Here is a 24,607-nt window from a genome sequence, read left to right on the forward strand (position 1 = left end):
GGTAGGTCGAGATAGTCGCCATGTAGCTGCACGTGACAGTAGTTTTTCCGAATTTTTCACTCGCCTTGCGGTTCGTCGGCGCCTTCATCGTGGCTGCGGATGGCATCCAGGATCTCGTCGTAGGGACGGGCGATGTTTTCTGCGAGGCTCTGGACGTCGGCCTCGCTCATCGTTGCAAACATGGTGGCGACCGCTCCAACACCTCCTCCTTCTCGGAGTCGCTCTTGAAGCGCTTGTGATTCGGCCAGGCTGTTTGTGAAGCGCGTGTCTTGCGCACTCACCTCACCGGTTTCGACGATCCAGTTGCCGCCGCGTTCGGCGACTACAGCTTCCTGCTGCCTGGTTTCGCTGTTTGCTGGTGCTGCGCGGCGGGATCGACGGGATCCACTGCGACGCCTTGGCTGTTCAGAATGCATAGCTGCTGTACTCACTTAACTCACCCCCATTTTAATCTAGGCCGTAGAGATCTGCAATAGAGTCAAATTTAGCGACTGCTTTCATGTACCGCCTTGTCCTGATGGCCGTAATGCAGGTCAGATATATTGCGAGTGTTGTACTGATGACTGCAAGTACGAGCCAGTACGGGCTGACCTTGTTGAGATGAGCGTGGCCGCCGAAGAACGTGAAGGTCCAGCGGCTTGTCATGTGTTGATTCGCGCGAAGTAGGAACAAAACTGCGCTGGAAAACGAAATGACGCCAGTCAGGGTTAGCCCGAACCGTGCAGTGAGCGAGGTGCGCAGGAGGCTCTCGCTATCGGTGGTGTAGCCCAAGAACGAAGCTGCAAACGCCGGCGAAGCAAGTAGCAGCGCTGGGATGTCTGAACTCGCTTGAGTGCCACTAGAAGCTGTGAGGAACGTGAATACAACCGCAAGCGCAGCACTAGCCCAGGACACTAGCGCAGCTCCACCGAGTGCCCCAGGAGGAGTCTCAGCGAACCTGACGACTGTCGCGAGACTTTCGGGTGGGGCACTGCGGAAGTCGCGCATGTACAGGTGGCCGTATGGAAGCCCTCGGTTGTGCCGTAGGCGGATGTACGGACGGGGGTGCAGCTTTTCGAAGTCCTCTTGTTTGACGGCCTTGTTGTCTGACATTGGACGCGTGAGGTAGTGGTTCGCAACATACTGCCCACCAGTGCCGCGCATCCGAAAGTGGTAGCTGGTCGCGTAGTACGGCAACCAGAGGGGCACAGTAAAGCGGTACGGTCGCAGCCCTGAAAGTAGACGCAGTTTGTCTCTAAGTTGCTCGTATTGGGCGTAGCATGGAAGGTTCTTCGTGTATTCGATGATGGCTCTGTCGTCGGTCGCCTCGGGAACTGCTGCCGCGATTACATAGTGGCTGGCCAAGAATCGTACGACTTTAAGCAGCGTCTCGCGGGCTACTTCGTCCCTCACGGCGTGCTGCCCCAGAACGGTATCTACGCTCTCCATCAAACCGCGCGCGACGTGTTCGGCGTCAAAGACGATTCTGAGAAGAAGCGCGAGAACGTTCTGATGAAACTCGGACGATTCTGTAACGCCACCGACTTCTTTGGGATCGATGTACGCTTTCCAGAAAAGATTCGTTACGACGATCGCGGTCAGTGCGCGAGTCTCATGCTGAGATAGCGTCGCCAAAGTCGCGCCGTCGGCTCCGCGAACTTCAAGATTGTCCAACAGGGCGCCCTTTTGCATCCTCATAAACGGCACGATGCAGGGGCCAAGGTTTCGTTGATCAACAGAACCGGAGGCCTGGCGCAGATCGAAAGTAACGCGAACATTTAGCTCAAGCGCGCTTTCCTGGACGCTGGCGTCTTCCACGGCGCGAGCAATACAAAGCTCAGGGTGGGTCAATATCGACGTAAAGATCTCGATTATATCATCGTCATGACGCCTTTTCAGCTGCGCTGTCTTTTTGAGTATGTCGATCGGATCTTCTGCTGCCGTGACTGGCGGTCCTGGAGAGTTGTCCGGGTTCGAGTGGCGATGGATCTCAACTGCTAGCATGCTGGCCCAGGCCGCGCCGATGATAAACAACCCGAGCGCGCTCCACCTGTAGGCAGACGTATGCCGCACTCCAAGAAACCGGTGCCCATCAACGCAGACGTAGGCGATGAGTAGTACAGCAATGAACGTCATGATCGCGAGAAGCAGGCGCTTGACGCGCAACGACATGATCCCCCCAGCGGCGCCTAGATCGCGCCATGCAAATGTATCTGACCGACTACTATGCGCATGCGGGGACCGTAGTCTTTGCTCGGAGGTATTGCAAGGCCTTAGGGTGAACGCTCGACCGACATGCGCTGTAGCTGCGCAAACGGTGCGACCTTGTGTCCAAAGTTCGGTACGCCAGTGGTGGCTGACGTTCATGTCAATGACTCTCCAAGAGCTTTAGGCGGGATTGATCCAGAACCAAACCCGCGTTCGTCGGAAGACAATACCTTGTGACAATTAAGATCGCGACCAGTGGGCCGTCGCTGCTGCCGAGGTGATCATCTTTGTTGCGACCGACACCTCGCCGCGTTATTAGAACGAGCGCGAAGCCTGCAAGGTTCACATATGCCCTCATTCGAGTGAGTTGATCAAAGCAATAGGTTGATATGTGGGTACCGTCGAATGCCACGTGAGAGGAGTAGTCGATCTATTGTCGATCATCAAGGCGGGTTATCACGCGAAGGGAACATCCGCCTTTCGGCCATACCTGACGTAGTTGCTACGGTCGGCCGAGTACCTCGCAGGCTCCTACGAGATCTGGCACCACTACATCTGCGCCGACCTGCGCAAGATTGTCCATGCTGTTCGAACCAGTAGCGACGCCGACCGCTAGGGTGACATCCGTGCCTCGGACGGCCGCGCAACGACCCTAACTGCGCCTACGCGCCCCGCTCAGGTTCAGCCGCCCCGCTCGTTGGGTTAGATATTGCCGATGGCTTCGGGGTAGGCGTGAGAACATCAGCCTTCTTCTGCCACAGTGGCGCCGATGAACGAGCCTTCGCTGGCGCGCGCTTCCTGAGCAGGAGGTAGAGATTTTCGAAGTACTCTTGCCAGCGAGTGGGATCTGACATTCCGGCACGCCTGGCACGCTCAGCTTGGACGAGCGGTTCCATGCGTTCCCAGCACTCAAGGACAGACCCACCGAGGTAGCCTGCGACTGGATCGATGGGCACGACCCCGTGTGCCACGAGAACTCCAAGGTTGTCGTAGTACCAGCCGAGGGCGCGCACCAACTGCCGATCGTCCTCGGCGAGCGCGGCCAGGCCCTGGCTCACGTCGATTGACGGTAGGCGGGCATAGACAAAGTGTCTCGCCGCCGCAAGCTGGTCGGTGCGGTGTTCCTTGAAGAGCTCAACGAGGGTCGAGAGGCTGTTCGCATGGCGTGCCAGCCCTAGCTGTCTGACCGAACTCCATCCCGACAGCGCAAGTGCTACAAGCGAGACGACCAACGCCGCAGCGGTCATGCCCCCTCCGAGATCACTCAGATATGACGCTCGAAGCTAGACCTGCCCGCCCAACTCAGACAGCAACCATGGGCTGCTACGGTGCTTGGCGCAGTCGGATTGCAGCGTGCACCTGGGCGATGTCCTCCAGGCTTGGCAACACAATATCTGCGCCGGCCGCAGCAAGCTCTTCGATGCCGCTTGACCCAGTAGCAACCCCGATCGGCAGCGCACCGTTGTCCAAGGCACCACGGATGTCATGCGGGGTGTCCCCGATGACCACGGCGTGCTCGGCCTTGAAGCCGCGGTGGTACGTGGCCTCAGCTCGTTCTACGGCCAAACGCACCAGTTCCGCGCGGTCGCTGCCGTCATCTCCGTAGCCTCCGATCGCAAAGTCGATGTGCTGATGCAGCCCGAAGGCTTCCAGCTTGGTGAGCGCAATGCTCCGAATGTTGCCGGTTACGACCGACTGCACAGTGTTGCCACCTGCGAACGACGCAATGGCCTCGGCCGCCCCAGGAAGCGCTGCGCCGTGCTGCCGCATGGCTGGCTCCAAGGAACGGGCGGCCTCACCAAGCGCAGCGTAGAAGGCATCGAAGGAAGTGTTCGGGTCTACACCATTGAGGGACAGTGTTTCCGTGATGATGGCCCGCTCCGTCCGTCCGGTCATATCAGCCAGATGCTCCATCTGCCGGCCAACCACCTGCTCAAAGGCTCGGGCATAGATGTCGCGGCTGACGCCGCGGATGCTCACGAGCGTGTGGTCGATGTCCCAGAGGATGAGGAGCGGGGTGCGGAGGGCCATACAGGGATGGTGGCATGACGGACCGCGTTAAGGCAGGCATCAGCCCTTTTGCGGCACTCGTCAGCTTCACGCTTCCTCATATCGTCGGACCAGCCGAGTGTCGACCATTGAGGGGCGCGTGTATGTTCGATAGCTTAGATACTAGTGAAGTCCAGGCGGGGCAAGCCCGTCAAATGGTGCGTCGCCCGATGCCGCGATGATGGGACCGCTAGGCTTGCGTTCCAGCGCTGAGGCAGGTCGACAGGGATGAGGGGGATGCGCCGGTGGGCGTTGCAGGCGATCAGCCCCCTCGGCCTAAGCCACGTAGGAAACCTTGGACGTCGCAGGATGTGGTTGACAAGCCCGGAGAGTTGAGCGACAAGCGGTTCTTCAGCCAGAGCGTCGTAAGCCCGCTTCGCTATCCGGGCGCGAAGAGGCAGCTGACACCGGTAATCCAGGAGCTGATCCGTGCCAATGTGCCGCCACCTCGACTATTCGTTGAGCCCTTCTGCGGCGGGGCGTCAACTGCTCTGAAGGTAGCCGGCGAGGAGTTCGTCGATCACATCATCTTGGCGGATGCGGATCCTCTTGTTGCTGCGTTCTGGTACACGGCGGCTTTCGACACCAAGTGGCTCATCGCTTCCATGTGGGAGGAGCCGGTAACGCTCGAGCGTTGGGACTGGTGGCGGCTGGGTACTCCACGAGGCCGTCGCGACCGAGCTTTGAAGTGCTTGTTTCTGAACCGCACGACGTTCTCAGGGATCCTGCACGGGCGCGCGGGCCCAATCGGTGGACGGGCGCAGGCGTCGCAATACAAGATCGACTGCCGCTTCGGCAAGGAAGGCTTGGAGCGACGGCTGCGTGCAGTGGGCGACCTCGCGACGACGGGGCGGCTCTTAGACGTTTGGAACACCGACTGGCGTCTCACCCTGTCCCGTCTGCGTCGTGAGTACGGTCACCTCGATCCCAATGAGATCGCGGTCTATCTAGATCCGCCGTACGTGGAGAAGGCGCCGTTCCTGTACGAGTGGTCGTTCGAGTCTGATGAGCACGCATCGCTGGCGCAAGCACTGTGCCGGCCGAGTCGATTCCGCTGGTTGTTGTCCTACGACGACAACGCCACGATCCGTGATTTGTATCGTGGCGCCTCGGGTGTGACCAGCCTGGCCGTGCCGCACCGCTACACCGCGGCCGGTTCATCGAGTCGAGCGGTCCGAGATGAGCTCCTTGTTACAAATTATCCCGACCTTCCAGCTTCGGAACGGTACCGAGCTGTCGATTGACCTACAACGAGTGGGCAGGTGCTGCTACCAATAGTTAGGTATCGCAGTGCTCGAATAGATTCGGAGTAGGCGCCGATGACCATGCTCACGGGAATAGCCGGCCAGGCTGCTGTTGAGGCGAACCCCCTCACCGGCTTGCTCAGGGGAGCCAGACGGCTCGGTGGCGTCTACCACCTCGACTACGAGCGGGCCATCATCATCACCGATGATCTCTTGAAGCGTGACGCTGGCGGGGTGCCGCGCCACGGGTTTCTCCTGGCGGCGGCAACGGCCCCGAATCGTGAGCATGATGAGCCGTTGGATGAAGACGAGATCATCCTCCTCCGCGTTCGTGGTGTCGCCCAGCTCCCCAACCAGTCTGAAGTGGTGGCCACGCGCATGGCCGCAATGCGCGATGCGGATCTTCGTGACCGGAAGCCCTCCGAGATACTAGACACCCTTACAGAGGGCCAGATCCAGATGTCAGCTTTTGAGTGCGACGTGCTGGGCACCTTCTACCCCGAGCCAGTGGCCGGCCAAGCCTTCATCCAGTATGGCGCGGACGTCGACAACGTCTACGCTGGTGCCCGCTACTTCGTCTACACGCCGTCGGCAGAGACTTTGAAGTTCCTCGCCTCGTATCCGCAGCGGACGAAGGATGAGGTGGAGCGAAAGATCGCGCCGGCGCTGATAGAGCTCGGCCACGTTCGCTTTGCCGCGACCCGTAGACGCGCTTCTGCGGCGGGCCTCGCTGAGGTACCTGTCAACGTGCGCGTGACGGACTTCATCGCGCGCAAGACTGCCGTCCTGGGCATGACCCGAGCCGGCAAGTCCAACACCAACAAGACCATTTGCACAGCCGTCTTCGAGTACTCCCAGACAACGAAGAAACCAATCGGCCAGCTGATCTTTGATCCGCAGGGCGAGTACGCGTCGGTGAACCAGCAGGACAAGACCGGCCTCAGGCTGCTTGGCGAGGATTGGGTGCGGATTTACAAGCTGCGCGCCAACCCAGATGACAAGCAGGAGCGCTCGCTGACGATCAACTTCTACGATGAGTCGCACTTGTCGGCAGTACGCGGGCTTATCGAGGAGTGCATCGGGGATCTCGAAGCGGGCTACGTGCACGCCTTCAAGGCTGCTGAGATCGAAGACCCCGATGCTGACGACTACCCGGGCGGCAATCAGGACACCGCCTACCTGGGAGCGCGCAATCGGGCCCGATGCGGACGGTTCGCTCTGTACGCACTGCTCGCCAAGGCTGGCTTCAAGGTGCCGAGCAACTGGCGCGGCATTCGGTTCCAGATGGCCGGCGCAGTGGCTGATACCGTCCTCCAAGACTATGGGGCTTCGACGCTAGCCAAGGATGGTGGTGGCTACGTGACGGTCAAGACCATGGATGGGCTCAAGAGCACCATGGACTGGTTGTGCCGTCACATCCAAGCGGCTGAGAAGGCTACGGACCGGAAACCGTACACCGGCCCGGACATCACTAAGTGGCGGGACTGCGCGCCGTTCATGGCGATACGCGCTGCGTACGACGGCAGCGGCGGCGGCACGGCGATTCTTAACCGGCTGAAGGGCAGCACCGATTTTCACGACCCAAAGGCGGCAGCCAACCTCCTTCCGCAGGTAGAAGCCGACCTCAAACGAGGCATGCTGGTCATCGTTGACCTGTCATACGGATCCGAGCGCGTGGCGACGATGCTCTCCGAGCGGCTTGTTCGCGGCCTTCTGGACTCGGCTAATAAGCGCTTCCGCAACAACGAAGATCCGCTTCCGATGCAGATCGTAGTCGAGGAGGCCCATCGACTCTTCGACCGGGAGAAGGCCAACAAGAACGAGGCGGACCCGTGGGTCCGGCTGTCCAAGGAGTCTGCGAAGTACGAGATAGGTCTCATCTATGCAACACAAGAGGTCTCTTCGGTCGATCGCCGGATCCTGTCCAATACGCACAATTGGGTGATCGCGCATCTGAACTCTGACTACGAGACCCGCGAGCTCGCGCATTACTACGACTACGCCGTGTTCTCCGACGAGATCCGGCGCTCAGAAGAGCCAGGCTTTGCCCGTATGAAGACCTTCTCGGGCAAGTACATCGTGCCCATCCAGATCGCCAAGTTCGACCACGAGATGATCAACCGCGCTCGAAAGGCATCTGGCCAGGGCACCATCGACCCACCGAAGCAGGCGAGCTGATGCCCTACTCCAACGAACGAGCTTCGCGCCTCGGTCACCTTCCGACCGCCGAAAGTCCTCTGATCGTCGAGGCACTGTCGCGTTGGGAAACACCCGCGCTAGACGCTGGAGACCCTGCGGCAATAGCGGATCGTTGCGTCGCGCTCGATGATCTCAAGCCTGACCGGCAACAAGGTCCGTCGTTCGTGATCTCCTTCGACGGTTCTGACCAAGAGGTCGAGGCACGTCGCCAGTACCCTTCCGTTCGAGTGGGTTACATACAGATAGCCGGCGTGCTGGTCCGCGTCGATGAGTTCCTCAACGCCCGGGTCGATGGCCTCGTGGACGCCCGCAAGGTGCAGCAGGCCCAGACGCGCCAAACCATACAGAGTGTCCTGCCCAGCTCCCAGGTCACGCGCCCCCACATGTCGGGGGTGGAGTCCTGGCGCGTTGAGCTGTACGAGACCTTTAAGCGGCAGGCCATTGCCGACTTCGGGAGCCCGTACTCTCTGGTTGACTCACTGCTACGACTGCACGGCAAACCAGGGGAGGCGGAAGCTGACGTCCGTCCCGAGCTCGGCCGTTGCCCGGATTGCCAAGCCCCCAACCAGATCGTTGGTATAGATCCGACAGCGTGTTCAGCATGCGGTGGTGCTCTCTACCCGACCGACCTGCTGCGGACGCACGAGGAGTATGCAGACGAAGGTTCCAACGTAAATATCCTTACCCGCGTCATGAACGTTGCCGAGCGTCTCCTTGCCCTGTCCTATATCGACAACTTCGCGCGTCACGCGCCAAACGCGCTCGGCGTTGGCCTCTTCATCACTGATGGGCCGCTTGCGTTCTTCGGCCCAACCGCACCGCTGAAGCGTCGCATGGTTGAGTACTGGGGCCGATTGTGCCGGTGGCTCGAGCAGCAGGGATACGCCGTCCCACTGCTGGTAGGCATAGAGAAGAGTGGGATCTTCGTCGACCACGCGATGGCGCTGGCAAGCCAGATCCCACCACAGCACGTCATGACGTTGAGCAATGCGTACATCAGCGAGAAGATCCGTCGCCGTCCTGGTGCCGATACCTACGGCAAGGACGAGTTCTACGGCCGGCGATTCTTCTACAAGACGAGCACCGATCAGATGCTTGTGGTCACCGTCCCGCGCGTACCCGCGGGGCAGCCCTACGAGCGGGGGCCGGATGGTGCTAACCCCTGTGAGGCCATTGAGAACTACCCAACGCTGCGAACGACGCTCGAGGCGCTAGACCGCTTCCAGACCCGGCTGTACCCGAACGCCGTTATCCCGCTCGCCCTTGCACACTCGGCCGCCTCCCTGCCTCTTGGTACTGGCCGGGACGTGCTTACCCTCCTCGCACAGCGTGGGCTGCAACTCGACCGAGACAGCATCGGGTTTGGTCGAACACCGGTGTACTAACCGAGTCGAAGTCGCGTCGTGAGCCCTGAACCCCAGGTGGCAGCTCTAGTCGACCCGCTCGCCCCTGCCATAACCTCGCTCGCGATAGAGGTGTTTGAGAAAGTCGGACTCTGCTGGGGTGGGAGACCGGCTGAGCCAACCATCTTGGCTGATGCGTCGACGCATGGCATGGGCCGCGTGCTCATCAGGAGTTCCGTCGCGGGTAACGACCTCTAGGACAACCCTCGCCGTCGGTTCATCGGGCTCCTCGAGGAGCCGGACTCCCCACGTATCGACCATGCCCAGCTCGATGTAGCCATGCCAGTTCCGCCGTTGCTTTTGAGCTCGTTCCTGTTTCCAACCACGGACCTGGCCTTTCGTCCACACGATTGCGGCAGTTACCGCTGAAAGGCCAGTGGCCATGGTCCCGATGTCGCTGCCATCAGTAAGCCAGCTCACGATGAAGCCTCTCCTTCTTCGACACGCGTGGGCCGCCCTGAACCTTCTGCATCCGAAACCTCAAACGAGGCAGGTGGGCCCCAGGGCGACCAATCCCGCCACCACTTCTCAGGTGCAGTGGCCCGCAAATAGTCGTACGTCGGCTTGGCGTGTTCGGTAGCCAGAAGGGTCTGCCGTACCTTCGATCGTTTGGAGAGGTTCCGTTCGCTGCTGAACGTCAAGAGCTCGGTCAGCGCCGACCGAATGCTCCACTCCAAGCCGTCCACCTCACTCGCAGTGAAGTCTGGGACCTCCTCGCCGTGCACCGCGTTCGACCGCACCTCGTCGTAGAACTCATACAAGCGGTTCGGGCTGGGGAAGCCGCCATTGACGACCTGTCCGAGCAGCGTTCGGTAGTACACGAGCATCGGCGCCTTCAGTCCGGCCGATCTGTCGCCGAGCATGGACTCCAAGGCCGAGAAAAGGAACGCGACCCTGTGGATCGGGTCGGTCGTGAGGCGTGCCGAATCAATCCAGCTCAGAGCAAGTCGCGCTTGCCGGCCAATTTCTGTGGCGTCGTCGTAGCGAATGGGCAGTAGAGCAAAGCCGGCCAGCATCTCGGCGGGCGGTCGGACAAACTCGAGGGTGGCTGCACTGTCGCGGTGACGATGAAACCCGTGCCCTATTCCGTCAATGGCGTACCACTGCGCGAGCTTGAAGCGCAGCTGTACTTCGTTGAAGAGCTCTTGGTTGGCCAGGCTGGTACGGAGTAGCCGCAGGGCATGCAGTACACGCTCCCGCCCACGATCGACCATCCGGTCCATATCCGTGCCGGATACCTCGACGCATGCCAACGAGCCACAAGCGGCATCCAGACGGAAGCGGCGACCAGCGTCGGTGTCCTCTGCTGGCAGCGGCTGGAACGTGACCTCAAAGACTTCGAACTGCTGGTCCACGGTGAGGTGCTCTACGCCAAACCGCACAGTAGCAGTGCCTAGCTCCAGGTGATGCTCCTTGACGAAGGCAGCCACATGATCTTTGCCGCGTTCGACAGCTGCATGGCACACGAAGTCCCACACCGCGGCATCAGCGTCGCCCGAGAGGTGCTCGTAGTGAAGATCCGTGCGCAGGGCGGCGACGACTTCCGCGATTCGGCGGGAAATCTCAGGCCCGACGTGCAGCGCATCGCCGTCGCCAGCGCGTAGGTCGTCCGGGAGCTTCTGGGTCCGGCCATAGGGCAAGCCTGCGTCCGCTGGCTCGGACCGCACTGCAAGTTGAAGCTGCTTAAGGAGCTTTCTGATATCCATCTTGGTAGCCCACGGAGAGTATGTGATCGTTCGAGACAATCCAGAGCGTTATGTATAAATGCCTAGACACGTGTCGCTGCTGCAAAGGTGGGGTGAGGCTCAGCCCCGTCTTTCCTCTCACCCCCAGTCCGCCACTACTTGTTCGGCAGCGCCAGCAGGTTGTCCGTCCACTTGCCGTCGGCGTGGGTGCGCAGGTACTTCGCGCCGAACTGCGGCTTCACAACACCCACAGAGACGCGGTTGCCGTAGCCGTCCTGGACGTAAGCCGAACCCGACTTGTTCTAGATCCAGTCGACAAGCTCAGCTGTCGAGTTGTCGCCGGTGTCATTCGCGGCGTCCACCCACCAGAGGCGGACGATGTGCTCGTGACCGGTACCGCCAGCCAGGCGCTTGTGGGTCATGCGGATTGCCATGGTGATCGCTCTCTATCCGGGCATGGCTGCCCCTAGACTGCGGTAGCGCAGCTCAACCAGCTGCATTACCGTTGTGTTGAGTGACCTTACCGTATTGGTAGGTCCAGCTGTCCAGTTCGGAGACCCCAAATGAGTTCCACCGCCGCAGAAGTTGGCCAGCGGATCCGTGCAGCTCGGGCAAAACGCGGCTTGTCGCAGGCCGAACTTGCAGCCCGGATGACGGGGCAACCGACCCCGACCGCGCTCTCGTACTGGGAGTCAGGGCGGCGGAGCGTCGGCCTCGACGATCTCGTCGAGATCGCACGAGTATTGAGCGTGGCAGTATCGGATCTGCTACCCGACCCGCATCGGCGACGACCAGTTGTGGCGCTCTTGCGTGCAGTGGCAGAAGACATCGATGGTCGGCAGCTGGCCGACGAGATCGAAGCGTTCGCTGCGGCAGCAGAGAAGTTGCCCCGACCCAGGGTTCAATGGGAGGTTGCGCCAGCTTCTCCACGTGACACTGCTGAAGCGCTCCTCATCGCTGCTGGCGTTAAGGATCCACCGGTCTCTGTCCGGAAGCTAGTTTCTGGATGTGGCATTGTGATCCAGGATTGGGACTTCAGTGACGTTGACGGATTGATGGTCGACCTCGAAGCCGGGCCTGTCATTTGGGTTAATGATAGGCATAGCGAAACGCGCCGGCGTTTTACGCTGGCTCACGAGCTCGGCCACAAGCTCTTGCAGCACTTCGATCGCTTCCACGTTGAGTTTGGAAACGACCTTTCACAGCGTGCTACTGGTAACCATCCCGAATACGATTGGCGGGCAGAGCGAGCGGCAAATGATTTTGCTGCTAATTTGCTTATGCCTGCGACTATGGTTCGAGAAGCGTTTGTCCAGACACGGGAAGTGTCGGAGCTGGCTCGGACGTTTAAGGTAAGTCCAGGTGCAATGAAGTTCAGGCTTATTAACCTCCGGCTTACAGGGTCAGCCACTTGAGCACAAGGTAGCGCTTGGCGCTCTTCGATGATTTTTAGGGCGGGTATTGGCCTGGTCTAGGAGTCACCTAACACGAGATCCGCCGGGTTCACATCGAATCCAATGGCTGAAATAGCCTCGCGAAGTTCACGGTCGTGGCGTTCAGTTTTAGCCTCGATTGAGGATCGCAGTTGGTGGACCATCGACAGGTATCGCAAGTTGATGGGCTGAAGCGAGACGTGCACTGGATGCAAAGCCTCGTTGTCCAGGTTTAGAGAGTATTTTAGATCGCGCAGGAAGCGCTCAGCTTGATACAATTCTAGCGCTTCCCGATGCTGCTCGAAGAGTGTCAGATCGAAGTTCGATAGCGCCGGGCTAAAGAGTGCATCACCAACTGCTTGTTCCTCCGCGTTTAGGCTGAGCGAAGCGTCGAATTGCTCGATCAGGGCAGGCACGTCGTGCCCCTTCGGGGTCTTCCCGTCATCGTTGATGAGCGCCGCCTTCAAGTAAACCTCGAGGCTGTGTCCCATGGAGAACAGGCGCGACGTCACGAGCTTGCCTTTCAGCTGATTGTGCGCGCACAACAGGTATTGCAGTAGAAACTCATCGCCGATTTGAAGAAACGTTTGCTGCACGTGATCTTTCTTGCTGCTCACTACTTCGGCTCCTATGGTCTCAACTTGGGTCCATGTCTGATCACACTCTACGCTTACCCTTTGGTTTCGAGACTTCAGTTTCAGCTGTTACGCTTGTAGCTGAAGCTCGTTGCCCAAGTACTCCCGCAAGGGAAACCCGGCGTTCATCGAGTCGACGCTGTTCGGCTTCTATTTCGGCCATAGCTTGGGCTCCAAGGGTCTCGTCTGCAAGCTTGGCTGTGATCCACATGCCGATAGCTTCAACACCGACTTCGTTTACGTTCTGGCCGGTGAGGTTCTGTATTGCCTCTACTTGTTCACGCATGCTGACGGGAATCCGTGGTGCGAAGACCTTTGTGGCTTCTTCAGCTTCGGCGATTGCGGCTGGAGCTTGTGGTTCTGTGCTCGACTGTTGTGCTTCCATACGACCCTCCTGCTGTTTATCCTCCTTATTTAAGAGGAAGTAGGGATGAAGTGCAAGAGGGGATTGACGCGGCCTAGATGTTGTGAGTAAATGCCTCGGACATGGCAAGAGAATCATTAGCTAAACTCAAACCCCTTGACTACCCTGAAGCCCGCAGCCCTCATGGAAGGGATGTGGGAGCAGTACCCAACGTGGCAGGAAGTTATCTTCCTCGGCTCTCTGCGCTGGTCATTCACGGCCAACGACTTCCGAGAGATTTCCCTAGAACTCGACGAACTACTGGCGTACCCAGAACCTGAACTCAAGCGTTGGCTCTCCAAGATCTGTAGCGGCCTACCAAACGGTACGCCAGACCCAAACCTCACCGCCGATGAGTTCGTCCGCCGAACTCGCTCCCTTGTCCTTAACCTTGCTGACCGGTGGATACGGGAGGGGAAACCGAGGCGGCGGTAGGTAGGAACCCCTCTTTGGGCGGCGCGCTGTCGAAAGGAGGCCCCCTTGTAGGTCCGCAGCGTAGAGGCCTCAGGACTCCAGCGTCGGCTCGAAGTCCGGATACTGGATTCGCACTGACGCAACCGCATGCTCCATCACCAGGTCCGGCGAGTCAGGCACCTCGCTGCCTGGCTTCAAGCTATGTGCACGCGTGATCTTGTAGGTCGAGCGCAGTACGTTCTGGGCTGAACCTCGGTCGCCGCGCGGGATGTGGCGAAGTTCCTCGGAGATGATCTCACGTATCTCGTCCGCATTCATGGGACACCTCTTTTTTGTTCAGCGAGTGGATCGAAGATCTAGAATTGAGTAACGATCTTGTTCAAGCGTAGCGAGCGGCACTGACAGTTTTCGGTGATCCACTACCGACTGACTCTACGAGGCTGGAACCATAGGCCGCTGTACGCGTGGAGGCGGGTAGCCTTGGAGGCTCCGCTTCCCATACGCAGGTGGGTCTCTCCATGAAGCAGAACGATGATCTCAGCAGCGCCTCATCTGGCCGCTTCGAGCCGGGTGACCACCTTGCGGTACGTCGTATTGGCTACATGCATCACGGCGTTTACATTTCTGACGACCGTGTGATCCAGTTTGGTGGCCGGATTCTCGACAAACCTAACGCCACGATCGGAGCCGTCACACTGGCCGAGTTCGAGCGTGATGGCACTGCCCGAGTTGTCGAGCATGGCAAGCCAGAGCGTTTCGTACAGCAACTCCCTGAGGCCGCCAGCAGTGAAGCGATCATAGAGGCCGCAGAGTGGCTGCTGGCGAACCACGAGCCGCGGCGCAATCGGTACAACCTCATCGGGAACAACTGCGAGCACATGGCCAACTTTTGCGTCGCTGGCGGATACACCGAGAGCCACCAGGTCCGTTGGTACTTTCGGATCAAGGCTGTGCTCGGAGAGGTCCTGTTGCTGTACATCGGGTACCGCAGCCGGCGAAACAGGCCGCTGACGTGGCCATTGGCTATCTTCGCCGTTGCCTTCACTGCGCTCGGAGTCATCCCTGTATTTATGTATAACTGGCATATCCGCCGGTTCTGGAAACACATGGGTCCGAAATGGCGAGCGTACCAGCAGGCAAGAGCACGTGACGCTCAGACAGGCGAGCCGGAATCGACGTGACGTGCCACAGCCAGGGGCGTGAGAGCGGGTTCAGTCCAGAGCTTCTCCAGCCACAGGCATACCGCTCCGGCCGCCCCTCCGGATCACGACTCCTGCGTCCGCCAACCGCTTCCGGATCGTCTTCTTGGTCGTGCCGAACTCCAGTGCAACCTGCACGAGCGTCCGACCAGATTGGTAGAGCTCAACGGCCTGCTTGAGGTCGCCAGAGCTGAACCGAGTCTCCCGTGTGTCGATCCCCCGACTCTTCAGGTGCCTGCCGACAGTGGAACGGTGGATACCGAACTGAACAGCCAGCTCAGCAACGCTTCTGCCGGCCTCCCACCCACGGACGAGCTCGTCCACTTTGTCGTCTGGAAGCTGCGGAGCTGTGCGGCAAATCCGAACTGCGCGTTGCTCAACGGGTTCAAGACTCTCTGGCCAGGTTGCAGCACGTTCCAGCAGGCGTTTTACCTGTTTTGGGTGGTGTGCAAGGGCCTCGGTGACTCCGACATGACGCGGAAGGCCCGGTGACCTGACGGTCCCGGGCCTTCGCCGTAGTTCTCCGTGTCCCCCATCACCAGTCCCGCGGTCGTGAAACGTCTCGCGCGCGCATTGCCTTCGCCGGACCGAGGCGGTTCGCGGAGGGGGAGCCGCCGTCGTAGAGGGAGCGTTCTCCGCGGTTCTCTGTCTTTGCGTCGCCGCGACCGCGTGGTTTCTGCTGGCCCGGCGCCTGTCCGGGGCCTCGGTCCCGGGTGGTCTGGGCTTCAGGAGGCCTGGCTGGCTTTCCGTCGCCGAGGCGGGCCTGGGTCTGCGTTTGGGCTTGGGCTTGCGCTTGGGCCGGTGATGCCGGTCCTGCTCCCGGTGCCCGGCCCTGAGCTTGCCCCTGTCCCTGTCCTTGTTGTCCCTGCTGTGCCTGCGGCCCCTGTTGTCCCTGATCCCTCGGCGTCGGCGGGGCCGGGACGGCCCGTCGCGCTTCTCCCATACCCGGAGGCGTCCGTGGCGGCGCCGGCTTGGGGCGCGCGGTGGGCAGACCCCTCGTCTCCGGCTGCGGACGTCGGCTGTGGCGCGGTGTCGCGCCGAGGTCTCCGGGCTTGGGGCCGCCCTTGCGGCCGAGGCTCTCAATGGTCATCAGGCTGCCGCCTTCGTCGCGATCGAGTGTCAGTGGGGACGGGTAGTGTCCTTAGGTATGCCCGAAGGTCACGTGATTCACCGTCTTGCCGGCAAACTCGACTCGGTCTTCACCCCCGAACATACCTCTGAATCGCCGTTGTCCGAGGTCAGCAGCCCGCAGGGGCGTTTTGAGGCCGGTGCGCGGCTGGTGGCAGATCTCCCGTATGCCGGCTCCGAGGCGCACGGGAAGCATTTGTTCATCGGCTTCGGCCCCGATCGTTGGATCCACGTCCACCTGGGTTTGTACGGCAAGTTCCACGTCGCGGAGGAACCGCCCGGCCCGGTGGTGGGCCAGGTGCGGCTGCGGATGGTGGGCAAGTCCGGCCACGCCGACCTGCGCGGGGCCTCGGCGTGCGACCTGTACGGCCCCGACGAGCGCACCGCCATGCTGCGCCGCCTGGGCCCGGACCCGCTGCGCGCCGACGCCGACCCGGAGCTGGCCTGGCGCAAGATCTCGGCCAGCTCCCTGACCATCGCCGAGCTGCTGATGGAGCAGCCGGTGCTCTCCGGCGTGGGCAACGTCTATCGTGCCGAGGTGCTGTTCCGCGCCGGACTCGACCCCTACCGCAAGGGCCGCGACCTCACCCGCGAGCAGTGGGACGGGATGTGGGACGATCTGGTGGTCCTGATGGCCGAGGGCGCCCGGATCGGCCGCATCGACACCGTCTGGCCGCAGCACACGCCGGAGGCGATGGGGCGTCCGCCCCGCAAGGACGATCACGGCGGCGAGGTGTACGTCTACCGCCGCAACGGCCAGCCGTGTCTGGTGTGCGGCACGCCGGTGGCGACGGCCGGAGTGCGCGATCGGAATCTCTTCTGGTGTCCCACTTGTCAGAAGGCCGCAGCCTGAGGGCTAAAAGGATCTTCGAACCCGATGATCGACCGCGTACCGTGACGAGTCGGTGTTCGCAGGGTGACGAAGGGGCCGTACTCCCGATATGGTTCGCGCATGACCGCGGACTCGGGGAATGGGCAGTCCGGCAGACGCACGGCCACCAAGCGGCGCCGGCGTTTCGCCGGCGGCCGACTCGCCGAGGGCAGGACCGGTCGCTGGCTGACCGATCACGCCATGGCCTCGGACCTGTACCTGCTGCCCGCGCTCGGGATGGTGGCGGTCGGCTTCGGGATGCTGACCGTGGCGTTCCCCGAGGCCTGGACCCCGGCGATGCTGGCCCTACCGGTGCTGGCCGGCGGCCTGCTGATGAAGCTGCGCGGGCAGTTGCTCCTGCTGGTGATCTGCATCGCGGTCCTGATGGCCGTGTCCTGGCACCGCGAGCGTGCCGGCGTGGCCTTCGGCTCAGCGCTGGCCGTCTTCGCCACCGCCGCTCTGGTGATACTGACGTCCCGCTCACGGCTCCGGCTCGGCGTGCAGGGCACCCGCGGCGAGGCGATGCTGCTGGACCTGCGGGAACGCCTGCGAGCGCAAGGCCTGGTGCCGCGCCTGCCGGCCGACTGGCACGTCGACATGGCGATCCGGTCGGCCGGCGGCCAGTCGTTCGCCGGCGACTTCCTCATCGCCGCGCTCTCGCACCCGGCGTTCCCGGCGCAGCGGCGCCCCGAGCTTGCGGCGACCGCGATCGGGACGAGCAGCATGCCGGGCGCGTCAGGGGCTGCGAGCCAGATCGCCGGTTCCGCACAGACGGCCGTCGCCTCCGATCCCGACCCCGGCTCCCACGCCGCACCGGCTCCTGACTCCGACGAACCCCCCACCCAAGGCCAGACCCTCGAACTCGGCCTCGTCGACGTCAGCGGCAAGGGCCTGGCAGCGGGCACCCGAGCACTCCTGCTCTCGGGAGCCTTCGGCGGCCTCCTGGGCACCGTCCCCTCCCGCGACTTCCTGGCCGCGGCGAACAAGTACCTCCTGCGCCAGGACTGGGACGAAGGCTTCGCCACCGCCGTCCACCTCGTCGTCGAACTGGAAACCGGCCACTACCGCTTCCACAGCGCAGGCCACCCCCCGATCGCCCGCCTGACGGCGAAAACCGGCCGCTGGTCCACCGAAGAAGCCGAAGGCCCCCTCCTGGGCATCCTCGACGACGCAGAATTCCCCGCCACCGAAGGCTGCCTCGACCGAGGCGACGCCCTCCTCCTGTTCACCGACGGCCTCGTAGAACGCCCCGGCCGCGACCTCGACGAAGGCCTGGACCGCCTCCTCGGCGCCGCCGAAACCCGCCTCACCACCGGCTTCACCGGCGGCGCCGACCGCCTCATCAACGAAGTGGCCCCCAACGTCAAGGACGACCGCGCCCTCGTGGTGGTCTGGCGCACGTAGCGGCGACCGACGCGCGCGGGTGCGAGGCCGGGAACGGCGCGGCGCTCACCGCATCGGACCGGGAACCGGGGTGAGAAGGAGGCACGGAGTGTGCCAAGATAGAGGCACGCGCGGCGCTTCGGTGCCGCGGGTGCGGATGTAGCTCAATGGTAGAGTCTCTGCCTTCCAAGCAGATTGTGCCGGTTCGATCCCGGTCATCCGCTCGCTAGCTACCAGCGGAAACGCTGACGACAGAGGGCCGTCCTGATCGGGACGGCCCTTTTGGGTCTCAGTTTGGGTCTCACCCGTCCCACGTCCACTTCGTCGTTCGTCTGCCCCGGCGGCTTCCACAGGAACCCGTCGAACCCGCCGATGGTGTCGGCAACGTTCCGACGCCAGTAATTCGGTCCGAGCTCGCCGACCGTGACCAGCACAAAGGGCCACCCGATCCGGGTGGCCCTTCCGCGTCTCAGCCTTCTTGCGACCGTTGCGCCTCAGCCCGAGGCGCCGGGTAGGGCCGGGAGCACGCCGCTCTTCTCGTAGTCGCTCATCATCTCGATGCGGCGGACGTGGCGCTCCTCGTTTGAGAACGGGGTGCTGACGAAGACCTCGACGAAGCGCGTGGCCTCGTCCTCGGTGTGCATGCGGGCGCCGATGCTGACGACGTTCGCGTTGTTGTGCTCGCGGCCCAGCCGCGCTGTTTCCTCGCTCCAGGCCAGGGCCGCGCGGATGCCGGGGATCTTGTTGGCGGCGATGGCCTCGCCGTTGCCGGAGCCGCCGATGACGATGCCGAGGGCGTCCGGGTCGCCGGCGGCCTTGCTGGCCGCCAGCATCACGTACGGCGGGTAGTCGTCCTGGGCGTCGAAGGCGTGCGGGCCGCAGTCGACGGCTTCGTGCCCGGCGGCCGTCAGCCAGGTCACGAGGTGGTTCTTCAGGTCGTAGCCGGCGTGGTCGCTGCCGAGGTAGATGCGCATATGGAGGATTATCCCATCCGGAGGCCGCCCGGCCGAGCCGGCCACCCGTTCGGCCGATTGAGATGCGTGGTGCGGTGGTGCACTGTTGTTCTGGTAGTCAATCATGATCGTGGAGTGAGCGGAGTGGCACCGGACCGAAATTGACCGAAGGGGGGACAGCCATGGAGCGATTCTCGAGATTCGTGCTCGCCAACCGGCGCGCGATCGCCGCGCTGTGGCTGGTGCTGTTCCTGGCCGGCGGTTGGTCCTCCTCCATCCTGTCCAAGCACCTGAATCAGAGCTTCACCATCGCCGGCACGCCGTCGGTGGCGGCGAGCGACGCGCTGGTGGCGCAGTACCACGTCGGCGGGGGCTTCGATCCGCTGGTGCCGGTGTTCGTTCTGCCGCCGGGGCAGACCCCGGAGGCGGCCCGGCCCGCGCTGGAGCCCGCGCTCGCCGCTGTTCCCGGGCGCGTCGTCGACTACTACAACACCGGTGACCGCGCCTTCCTCGGCGCCGACGGCCGGACCATGTTCGCCCTCGTCTTCACCCCCGCGATCGGGGACCAGGTCAAGGACGCGAAGACGCAGACCGACGCGGCCCGCGTCCTGCCGCACCAGCTCGCCGCCGCGGCTCCGGCCGGGACCCAGGTGCACGTCACCGGCATCACCCCGTTGTCCTCCAACGGCAGCGGCGGCGGCAACGGCGTGCTGACCGAGGCCCTGCTCGGCGGGGCCGGCGCGCTCATCGTGCTGGCCTTCGTGTTCGGGTCCTTCCTCGCGCTGCTCCCGCTGATGATCGCCGCTGTCTCCATCCTGTCCAGCTACCTCGTGGTGCTGCTCCTGACCGAGTTCATGAAGGTGCAGGCCGTGGTGCAGTACATGGTCGGTCTGATCGGGTTGGGCGTGGCGATCGACTACTCGCTGCTGCTGGTTACCCGGTGGCGCGAGGAGGTGGCGCACGGCGCCGACAACGAGGCCGCCGTGCACCGCGCGATGGCCACGGCCGGCCGGGCAGTGCTGGTCAGTGGGCTGACCGTGGCGCTGGGCCTGCTGTCACTGATCGTGGTCCCGATCCAGTTCATGCGCTCCATCGGCATCGGCGGCATGCTGATCCCGGTGGTCAGCGTGGCCGTAACGCTGACCCTGCTGCCGATCGCGCTCACCGGCTTCGGCCGCCGCCTGGACTGGCCGCACCTGCGGCACGAGGACAAACCCAGCCGCGCCTGGACCGCGTGGGCCCGCTGGGTGGTCCGACGACGCTGGGCGGCCGCCGGCCTGGCGCTCGTCGTGCTGGTCACGCTCGCCGTCACCGCGCTCGGCATCCACGAGGGCGACCCGACGACCGACTCCCTCGCCAAGTCCGGCGACGCCCGCCAAGGGCTCGTGGCGCTGCGTGCGGCGGACATCCCGAGCGGCGTGCTCAATCCCTACGTGGTCCTGACCCCGCCGAACACCGAACCCGCGGTGCTGATGCCGGGCAACGGCATCCACGCGGTCGTGCCCGTGACCACGCCGCCACCCGGTACGGAGAAGACCCCCACCACCCGGTGGCCGATGACGGTCGTCCTCCCCAGCGACGAGGCCGCGACCAGCCAGGGCCAGCACGTCGCGAAGCTCACCCGCACCACCCTCGACCACGCGATCCCCGGCACGCTCGTGGCTTCCAGCGCTCTGGCCAACATCGACAACATCCACAAGATGTACGGCCAGTTCCCGCTCCTCCTGGCCGTGCTGGCCGTCCTCACATTCCTTGTCCTGGCCCGCACCTTCCGCTCTCTGCTGCTCCCAGCCAAGGCGGTGCTGGCGAACCTGCTCTCAGTCGCCGCGGCCTACGGCGGCATGGTCCTGATCTGGCAGGACGGCCACGGTTCGCACGCCATCTGGGGCGTCCCGGCGACCGGCGGCATCCCGTTCTGGATCCCGATGATCGTCTTCGCGTTCCTCTACGGCCTGTCGATGGACTACGAGGTCTTCATCCTGTCCCGGATGCGCGAGGAGTTCGACGCCGGAGCCGGTACCGACGAGGCTGTCGTCGTGGGCCTGGGCCGCACCGGCCGCCTGGTCACCAGCGCCGCCCTGATCCTCTTCCTGGCGTTCGCCGCCCTGGCCAGCGCGCCGCCGACGTTCCTGAAGATCTTCGCCACCGGTCTGGGCGTCGGCATCCTGCTGGACGCCACCGTCGTCCGGGCGCTGCTCGTGCCCGCGCTCGTGTCCCTGTTCGGGCGCTGGAACTGGGTGCTGCCCGGGTGGGCCGCTCGCGTGCTGCGGGTGAGGCCGTCGCCATGAAGTCGCCATGAACAGGAGGTCGATATGGATGCTGATACCGGAGCGATCCGTGGGTCCCGTGAGCAACGACACGCCCGGTACCTCCAGGTCCGTCCTTGTGCCGCCATGATCGTGGCGCTAGCGTCCGCAGAAATTCGCACCGCTAGTTTCCCCGGGACGGCCCAATGAGCGTGCTCACTTTCACCGACCAGTACATCGGCGGCAAATGGATCCCCTCGGCCTCCACCGAGACGGTCGACGTGCTGAATCCGGCCACCGAAGAGGTGATCGCCGCGATCCCCGCCGGCGGCGCCGCCGACGTGGACGCCGCGGTGGCCGCGGCCCGGTCCGCGGCGCGCGCCTGGGGCGCCAGCCACAAGGACTACCGGCTGGAGTTCCTGGGCCACCTGGTCGCCAAGCTCGCCGAGGCGCAGCCGGAGATCGTCGAGACCGTGGTCGCCGAGCTCGGCTGCCCGGTCGGCTTCGCCACCGCGGTGCAGGCCGGGCTGCCGTTGGGCGTGGCCGAGAGCTACCTGCGCATCCTGGCCGACTACGAGTTCGAGGAGCAGGTCGGCAACTCGACCGTCTACCACGAGCCGGCCGGCGTCGTCGGGGCGATCACGCCGTGGAACTACCCGCTGCACCAGATCGTCGCCAAGGTGATGCCGGCGCTGGCGGCCGGGTGCGTCGTGGTGCTGAAGCCGGCCGAGGACACGCCGCTGACCGCGCGCCTGTTCGCCCGGCTGATCGACGAGGCCGGATTCCCGCCCGGCGTCTTCAACCTGGTCACCGGGACCGGCGCGGCGGCCGGGGCGGCGCTGGCCGCGCATCCGGACGTCGACATGGTCTCCTTCACCGGCTCCACCGCGGTCGGCCGGCAGGTCGCCGAGCACGCCGGGCGCGGCGTCAAGCGGGTGGCGCTGGAACTCGGCGGCAAGTCGGCGTGTGTGGTGCTGCCCGGCGCGGACCTGGCCAAGGCGGTCAACGTCGCGGTCGCCAACGTTTTCAACAACTCCGGCCAGACCTGCTCGGCCTGGACGCGCCTGCTGGTCCCCGAAGAGCAGTACGCCGAGGCCGTGACCATCGCCGCGGCCGCCGCGGCCAAGTTCGTGCCCGGCGATCCGACCAGCCCGGAGACCCGGGTCGGCCCGGTGGTCAACGCCAAGCAGCGGGACCGGGTCCGCGGCTACCTGAACGACGCCGTGGGCGAGGGTGCGCGGGTTGTGGTCGGCGGCGCGCAGGCTCCGGACGATCTGCCGACCGGCTTCTACGTGCGTCCCACGGTCCTGGCCGACGTCACCACCGATATGGCTGTGGCCCGCGAGGAGATCTTCGGCCCGGTCATCTCCGTGATGTCCTTCCACGACGCCGAGGACGCGCTGCGCATCGCCAACGCCACCGAGTACGGTCTGGCCGGCGCCGTGTGGGCGGCCAACGACAACGAGGCTGTGGCCTTCGCGCGGCGGATGGACACCGGTCAGGTCGACATCAACGGCGGCCGGTTCAACCTCGCGGCACCCTTCGGCGGCTACAAGGGTTCTGGCGTCGGTCGTGAGCTGGGTCGGTTCGGGCTGGAGGAGTATCTGCAGACGAAGTCGCTGCAGTTCCGCGTCGCCTAGGACGACGTAGGGAGCCGCGGATCAGCGGCAGATCACACGAGCCCGAGGAACCCGGGGTCCCCGACGCCGATCTGCTCCGCGAAGTCCGCGGCTATCCCCAGCACGCCGGCCATCGGCACGGTGCGCCGGCTGGTCGTGGCGTCCTCCGTCGGCTTGCTCCACAGGAACGGGAACACACTGATCGCCTGCGTCGGCCCTGCCGCAGCGGTCTCCTCGCGCCATCCGTCCCAGCGCAGCGCGTTGTAGAACCCTTCGAGTCGCTCGGAAAGCAGCCACGCGAGCCACGCCGAATGCCCGATCTCCAACGCCTCCCACGCCAGCGTGTCCGGCGCGAAGTACGTCATCTGCCCCGGCTGCCCGGGCCGTCCCGAGGCGGCCGGGTCCATGCCGTTCAAAGCGAACACGCCTCCGAGCACGTCATGCGCGACGACCAGCCCGGCCGGCGCCTGCCACCCGGGGTCGAAGGTCTCGGGGAAGCCGTTGACCTGGGCCACGCTCGGCAGGCCGCCGTCGTGCCCCGGGCCGCCGCCGTAGACCCGGACCCAGCCGTCGTCGACCAGCAGGCCGCCGCAGTTCAGGGTCAGTCCGCCGAGCATCGACCGCGCCGTGACCTGGAGTTGGTGGAGCCCGCGGGTGCTCTCGCGGGGGTCCGGGGCGAAGACGGTCAGGGGCATCGGGCAGTCCGCGAACAACGTTTGGAGCTCCGGCCACGCCGGATCCTCGACCTCGATCAGCTCGGTGAGTTCTCGCATCCGCCCGATCATGGCAGATCTGCCCGGCGTTGCCGACCCCGCCGCCGCGCACCCCGGCCCGCCACCGTCCCCGGCCGCGCGATGACGGTAGCGGCACTCCAGATCTCAACCCGAGAAGGATGACCGCTACCATCTCGGCCACGGGGCACCGACACCCCCGACGACCTCGAAAACTCCGGGAGGGCCGAGCATGGCCGCGAAGTGGGCCGCGATGTCCAAGGGCGTACGGATACTGCTCGCCGCAGTCCTTCTATACGTTGCGGAATCGATCCTCATAGTCGCGACCGACGCCGACGCCAACAACGGCTATGCCAGTGTCCTGATCGGCGCGGTCACCTCCGCCTTCGGTGCCTTCCTCGCCGCCGCCGCGCTGCGTACCGACTACCTGAGCGCCCTGCGTCTGCGCTGGCGGCTGCGTTCCGGCGCCGAGCGCGCCACCGCGACCGTGGCCGCGGTGGTCTCCTTCCACAACAGTGACTTCACCTATCCGGTCTTCGAGTACGCGACCCCGGACGGCGCCACCCGCCGGCACGCCGACGCTTCCAGCCGCGCCCTGGAGGTCGGCGCGACGGCCGAGGTGCGCTACCTGCCGGCCGAGGCCGACTTCGCGGTTGGGCCGCTGAGCCGTTTCAACATCACGGTGTTCGCGGTGCTGGCGGCCCTGGGTCTGGTGTTGCTGGTGATGATGCCGCTGATGACGGTGCAGGCCCTGTTCAGCTGACCGCGGAGAGCCGCCGTGACGCACGAACCCGAGGTAACACCGAAGACATCTTCCGACGCCAC

22 protein-coding genes, 1 tRNA gene and 1 pseudogene are annotated in these 24,607 nt (G+C 63.8%); 12 read left to right on the top strand and 12 right to left on the bottom strand.

Annotation, left to right across the window (positions count from 1 at the left end):
• Positions 1 to 56: 56 nt before the first annotated feature.
• The 4 genes from ABH935_RS35575 to ABH935_RS35590 all read right to left on the bottom strand — a co-directional run bounded on the left by ABH935_RS35575 (position 57) and on the right by ABH935_RS35590 (position 4,218).
• The gene (locus ABH935_RS35575) at positions 57 to 416 is read right to left on the bottom strand and encodes a hypothetical protein (RefSeq protein WP_370382360.1); all 360 of its coding nucleotides are present in this window, start codon (positions 414 to 416) and stop codon (positions 57 to 59) included.
• A 31-nt stretch (positions 417 to 447) separates the two neighbouring features.
• Entirely contained in the window at positions 448 to 2,151 is a 1,704-nt protein-coding gene (locus ABH935_RS35580; RefSeq protein WP_370382361.1) for a hypothetical protein, read from the bottom strand.
• Between the two features lie 698 nt (positions 2,152 to 2,849).
• Positions 2,850 to 3,434: a hypothetical protein gene (locus ABH935_RS35585; RefSeq protein WP_370382362.1), complete on the bottom strand. Its 585-nt coding sequence runs from the start codon at positions 3,432 to 3,434 to the stop codon at positions 2,850 to 2,852.
• A gap of 76 nt (positions 3,435 to 3,510) precedes the next feature.
• Entirely contained in the window at positions 3,511 to 4,218 is a 708-nt protein-coding gene (locus ABH935_RS35590) for an HAD family hydrolase (RefSeq protein WP_370382363.1), read from the bottom strand.
• 329 nt (positions 4,219 to 4,547) lie between these two features.
• On the opposite strand from ABH935_RS35590, the gene ABH935_RS35595 reads away from it, so the two are divergent.
• The 3 genes from ABH935_RS35595 (at position 4,548) to ABH935_RS35605 (ending at position 9,064) form a co-directional block, all read left to right on the top strand.
• Positions 4,548 to 5,480 (top strand): DNA adenine methylase, encoded by a 933-nt coding sequence (locus ABH935_RS35595; protein ID WP_370382364.1) that lies wholly within the window; start codon positions 4,548 to 4,550, stop codon positions 5,478 to 5,480.
• A gap of 75 nt (positions 5,481 to 5,555) precedes the next feature.
• The gene (locus ABH935_RS35600) at positions 5,556 to 7,658 is read left to right on the top strand and encodes a helicase HerA domain-containing protein (protein ID WP_370382365.1); all 2,103 of its coding nucleotides are present in this window, start codon (positions 5,556 to 5,558) and stop codon (positions 7,656 to 7,658) included.
• The gene (locus ABH935_RS35605; RefSeq protein ID WP_370382366.1) at positions 7,658 to 9,064 is read left to right on the top strand and encodes a hypothetical protein; all 1,407 of its coding nucleotides are present in this window, start codon (positions 7,658 to 7,660) and stop codon (positions 9,062 to 9,064) included. Before ABH935_RS35600 ends, ABH935_RS35605 begins: the two co-directional genes overlap by 1 nt.
• A gap of 45 nt (positions 9,065 to 9,109) precedes the next feature.
• Here the strand turns inward: ABH935_RS35605 and ABH935_RS35610 are convergent, their stop codons facing one another.
• From ABH935_RS35610 to ABH935_RS35620, 3 genes and pseudogenes are all read right to left on the bottom strand, one after another.
• Positions 9,110 to 9,502: a hypothetical protein gene (locus ABH935_RS35610; protein WP_370382367.1), complete on the bottom strand. Its 393-nt coding sequence runs from the start codon at positions 9,500 to 9,502 to the stop codon at positions 9,110 to 9,112.
• Positions 9,499 to 10,788, bottom strand: coding sequence for a hypothetical protein (locus ABH935_RS35615; RefSeq protein ID WP_370382368.1), 1,290 nt, complete (start codon positions 10,786 to 10,788; stop codon positions 9,499 to 9,501). The genes ABH935_RS35610 and ABH935_RS35615 overlap by 4 nt, the downstream gene beginning before the upstream one ends.
• Before the next feature lie 134 nt (positions 10,789 to 10,922).
• Positions 10,923 to 11,201, bottom strand: a pseudogene (locus ABH935_RS35620) (DUF3892 domain-containing protein).
• A gap of 129 nt (positions 11,202 to 11,330) precedes the next feature.
• On the opposite strand from ABH935_RS35620, the gene ABH935_RS35625 reads away from it, so the two are divergent.
• Positions 11,331 to 12,182: a helix-turn-helix domain-containing protein gene (locus ABH935_RS35625; protein WP_370382369.1), complete on the top strand. Its 852-nt coding sequence runs from the start codon at positions 11,331 to 11,333 to the stop codon at positions 12,180 to 12,182.
• A gap of 56 nt (positions 12,183 to 12,238) precedes the next feature.
• Here ABH935_RS35625 and ABH935_RS35630 read toward each other — a convergent pair whose 3' ends face one another.
• The 3 genes from ABH935_RS35630 to ABH935_RS35640 form a co-directional block, all read right to left on the bottom strand.
• A complete protein-coding gene (locus ABH935_RS35630) occupies positions 12,239 to 12,817 on the bottom strand; it encodes a hypothetical protein (protein WP_370382370.1) in 579 nt (192 codons plus the stop codon).
• Positions 12,818 to 12,857: 40 nt separating this feature from the next.
• Positions 12,858 to 13,220 (bottom strand): hypothetical protein, encoded by a 363-nt coding sequence (locus tag ABH935_RS35635; RefSeq protein WP_370382371.1) that lies wholly within the window; start codon positions 13,218 to 13,220, stop codon positions 12,858 to 12,860.
• Between the two features lie 522 nt (positions 13,221 to 13,742).
• Positions 13,743 to 13,970 (bottom strand): hypothetical protein, encoded by a 228-nt coding sequence (locus ABH935_RS35640; protein WP_370382372.1) that lies wholly within the window; start codon positions 13,968 to 13,970, stop codon positions 13,743 to 13,745.
• Between the two features lie 200 nt (positions 13,971 to 14,170).
• Here ABH935_RS35640 and ABH935_RS35645 point away from each other — a divergent pair, with 200 nt between their 5' ends.
• The 5 genes from ABH935_RS35645 (at position 14,171) to ABH935_RS35665 (ending at position 18,457) form a co-directional block, all read left to right on the top strand.
• A complete protein-coding gene (locus tag ABH935_RS35645; RefSeq protein ID WP_370382373.1) occupies positions 14,171 to 14,833 on the top strand; it encodes a lecithin retinol acyltransferase family protein in 663 nt (220 codons plus the stop codon).
• Between the two features lie 270 nt (positions 14,834 to 15,103).
• Entirely contained in the window at positions 15,104 to 15,343 is a 240-nt protein-coding gene (locus tag ABH935_RS35650) for a hypothetical protein (RefSeq protein WP_370382374.1), read from the top strand.
• A gap of 655 nt (positions 15,344 to 15,998) precedes the next feature.
• Complete coding sequence (locus ABH935_RS35655; protein WP_370382375.1) at positions 15,999 to 16,832, top strand: Fpg/Nei family DNA glycosylase; 834 nt, start codon at positions 15,999 to 16,001, stop codon at positions 16,830 to 16,832.
• Positions 16,833 to 16,931: 99 nt separating this feature from the next.
• Entirely contained in the window at positions 16,932 to 18,254 is a 1,323-nt protein-coding gene (locus ABH935_RS35660; protein WP_370382376.1) for a PP2C family protein-serine/threonine phosphatase, read from the top strand.
• 132 nt (positions 18,255 to 18,386) lie between these two features.
• Positions 18,387 to 18,457: transfer RNA gene (locus ABH935_RS35665), tRNA-Gly, on the top strand.
• A gap of 270 nt (positions 18,458 to 18,727) precedes the next feature.
• On the opposite strand, the gene ABH935_RS35670 is transcribed toward ABH935_RS35665, so the two are convergent.
• Positions 18,728 to 19,207 carry a ribose-5-phosphate isomerase gene (locus tag ABH935_RS35670; protein WP_370382377.1) on the bottom strand — a complete coding sequence of 160 codons (480 nt, stop codon included), beginning with the start codon at positions 19,205 to 19,207 and terminating at the stop codon, positions 18,728 to 18,730.
• 161 nt (positions 19,208 to 19,368) lie between these two features.
• On the opposite strand from ABH935_RS35670, the gene ABH935_RS35675 reads away from it, so the two are divergent.
• Positions 19,369 to 21,474: an MMPL family transporter gene (locus tag ABH935_RS35675; protein WP_370382378.1), complete on the top strand. Its 2,106-nt coding sequence runs from the start codon at positions 19,369 to 19,371 to the stop codon at positions 21,472 to 21,474.
• A 164-nt stretch (positions 21,475 to 21,638) separates the two neighbouring features.
• Complete coding sequence (locus ABH935_RS35680; RefSeq protein ID WP_370382379.1) at positions 21,639 to 23,072, top strand: aldehyde dehydrogenase family protein; 1,434 nt, start codon at positions 21,639 to 21,641, stop codon at positions 23,070 to 23,072.
• 32 nt (positions 23,073 to 23,104) lie between these two features.
• Here the strand turns inward: ABH935_RS35680 and ABH935_RS35685 are convergent, their stop codons facing one another.
• The gene (locus ABH935_RS35685) at positions 23,105 to 23,824 is read right to left on the bottom strand and encodes a DUF2625 family protein (RefSeq protein WP_370382380.1); all 720 of its coding nucleotides are present in this window, start codon (positions 23,822 to 23,824) and stop codon (positions 23,105 to 23,107) included.
• 190 nt (positions 23,825 to 24,014) lie between these two features.
• On the opposite strand from ABH935_RS35685, the gene ABH935_RS35690 reads away from it, so the two are divergent.
• Positions 24,015 to 24,545, top strand: a complete 531-nt coding sequence (locus ABH935_RS35690) for a hypothetical protein (protein WP_370382381.1) — start codon at positions 24,015 to 24,017, stop codon at positions 24,543 to 24,545.
• Positions 24,546 to 24,607: the final 62 nt, after the last annotated feature.

Source organism: Catenulispora sp. GAS73, assembly GCF_041262085.1.
Classification (GTDB): domain Bacteria; phylum Actinomycetota; class Actinomycetes; order Streptomycetales; family Catenulisporaceae; genus Catenulispora.

What these genes read in the sequence shown, in the direction of transcription:
- ABH935_RS35670 (WP_370382377.1), bottom strand. Translation starts at nt 19,207, where the DNA reads ATGCGCATCTACCTCGGCAGCGACCACGCCGGCTACGACCTGAAGAAC.
- ABH935_RS35615 (WP_370382368.1), bottom strand. Translation starts at nt 10,788, where the DNA reads ATGGATATCAGAAAGCTCCTTAAGCAGCTTCAACTTGCAGTGCGGTCC.
- ABH935_RS35635 (WP_370382371.1), bottom strand. Translation starts at nt 13,220, where the DNA reads ATGGAAGCACAACAGTCGAGCACAGAACCACAAGCTCCAGCCGCAATC.
- ABH935_RS35680 (WP_370382379.1), top strand. Translation starts at nt 21,639, where the DNA reads ATGAGCGTGCTCACTTTCACCGACCAGTACATCGGCGGCAAATGGATC.
- ABH935_RS35605 (WP_370382366.1), top strand. Translation starts at nt 7,658, where the DNA reads ATGCCCTACTCCAACGAACGAGCTTCGCGCCTCGGTCACCTTCCGACC.
- ABH935_RS35660 (WP_370382376.1), top strand. Translation starts at nt 16,932, where the DNA reads ATGACCGCGGACTCGGGGAATGGGCAGTCCGGCAGACGCACGGCCACC.
- ABH935_RS35590 (WP_370382363.1), bottom strand. Translation starts at nt 4,218, where the DNA reads ATGGCCCTCCGCACCCCGCTCCTCATCCTCTGGGACATCGACCACACG.
- ABH935_RS35655 (WP_370382375.1), top strand. Translation starts at nt 15,999, where the DNA reads ATGCCCGAAGGTCACGTGATTCACCGTCTTGCCGGCAAACTCGACTCG.
- ABH935_RS35580 (WP_370382361.1), bottom strand. Translation starts at nt 2,151, where the DNA reads ATGTCGTTGCGCGTCAAGCGCCTGCTTCTCGCGATCATGACGTTCATT.
- ABH935_RS35625 (WP_370382369.1), top strand. Translation starts at nt 11,331, where the DNA reads ATGAGTTCCACCGCCGCAGAAGTTGGCCAGCGGATCCGTGCAGCTCGG.
- ABH935_RS35585 (WP_370382362.1), bottom strand. Translation starts at nt 3,434, where the DNA reads ATGACCGCTGCGGCGTTGGTCGTCTCGCTTGTAGCACTTGCGCTGTCG.
- ABH935_RS35640 (WP_370382372.1), bottom strand. Translation starts at nt 13,970, where the DNA reads ATGAATGCGGACGAGATACGTGAGATCATCTCCGAGGAACTTCGCCAC.
- ABH935_RS35575 (WP_370382360.1), bottom strand. Translation starts at nt 416, where the DNA reads ATGCATTCTGAACAGCCAAGGCGTCGCAGTGGATCCCGTCGATCCCGC.
- ABH935_RS35645 (WP_370382373.1), top strand. Translation starts at nt 14,171, where the DNA reads ATGAAGCAGAACGATGATCTCAGCAGCGCCTCATCTGGCCGCTTCGAG.
- ABH935_RS35675 (WP_370382378.1), top strand. Translation starts at nt 19,369, where the DNA reads ATGGAGCGATTCTCGAGATTCGTGCTCGCCAACCGGCGCGCGATCGCC.
- ABH935_RS35690 (WP_370382381.1), top strand. Translation starts at nt 24,015, where the DNA reads ATGGCCGCGAAGTGGGCCGCGATGTCCAAGGGCGTACGGATACTGCTC.
- ABH935_RS35600 (WP_370382365.1), top strand. Translation starts at nt 5,556, where the DNA reads ATGACCATGCTCACGGGAATAGCCGGCCAGGCTGCTGTTGAGGCGAAC.
- ABH935_RS35685 (WP_370382380.1), bottom strand. Translation starts at nt 23,824, where the DNA reads ATGCGAGAACTCACCGAGCTGATCGAGGTCGAGGATCCGGCGTGGCCG.